A 1,011-nucleotide genomic window follows, 5' to 3' on the forward strand; every position below is an offset into this window, starting at 1 on the left:
GACGGGACGGCGTCCCGGCCGGCGTGGTGCCCTTCGTCGCAGGCAGCGTGGCCGTCCTCGCGCTCGGCCTGCTCACCGGCGAGCTGCCGCCAGAGGGCCTCGCGCTCGAGGTCCGCACGCCGTGGCCCCGCGTCGACCACCGCCGGTGGACGCGCCACCCGCGATGCCGGCAGCACGTCCGGGCCGGGGCCGACGTTGCGTGATGCCGGCTGTCGCGCTCCCCACGTGATCTAGGCTCGGTTGGTGACGACGAGGAGACCCACCGTGATTCGGAGCACCCAGGCATGACGGACCTGCCCCGCCGTGCGGTCGTGCGCTCCGCGAAGCTCGCCACCGTGCCCCTCGGCTTCGCCGGCCGGACGGCCCTCGGGATCGGCAAGCGGCTCGGCGGGCGCCCCGCCGAGGTCGTCACAGCCGAGCTGCAGGCACGCACTGCCCAGCAGCTCTTCCAGGTCCTGGGCGAGCTCAAGGGTGGGGCGATGAAGTTCGGCCAGGCCCTCTCGATCTTCGAGGCGGCCCTGCCGGAGGACCTCGCCGGGCCCTACCGCGCCATGCTGACCAAACTGCAGGACAGCGCCCCGCCGATGCCCACCGCCTCCGTGCACCGCGTCCTGGCCGAGGACCTCGGCCAGGACTGGCGCGACCGGTTCGAGCAGTTCGACGACGCGCCGGCCGCAAGCGCCTCCATCGGCCAGGTGCACCGGGCCGTGTGGGCCGACGGGCGGGACGTCGCCGTCAAGATCCAGTACCCGGGGGCCGCGACGGCCCTGATGAGCGACCTCCGGCAGATCTCGAGGGTGACGCGGGTCGCCGCCGGGTGGGTCCCCGGCATCGAGCTCGGGCCCATCCTCGACGAGCTGCGCGACCGGATGGCGGAGGAGCTCGACTACCGCCTCGAGGCGGATGCCCAGGCGACCTTCGCCGAGGCCTTCGCCGACGACCCCCAGTTCGCGATCCCCGACGTCGTCGAGGGCACCCAGAGCGTCATCGTCTCCGAGTGGCTCGACGGGG

General features: G+C 74.0%; 2 protein-coding genes. Both read left to right on the top strand.

Annotated features, from left to right (window positions below):
- Nucleotides 1-203 (top strand): hypothetical protein (locus N864_RS25325; RefSeq protein ID WP_034722886.1); only part of this gene is annotated, 203 nt, incomplete at its 5' end.
- A gap of 81 nt (nucleotides 204-284) precedes the next feature.
- Nucleotides 285-1,011, top strand: a 727-nt coding sequence (locus N864_RS22620; RefSeq protein ID WP_034722889.1) for an ABC1 kinase family protein, incomplete at its 3' end; no start/stop codon positions are given.

The organism is Intrasporangium chromatireducens Q5-1, assembly GCF_000576575.1.
Lineage (GTDB): Bacteria > Actinomycetota > Actinomycetes > Actinomycetales > Dermatophilaceae > Intrasporangium_A > Intrasporangium_A chromatireducens.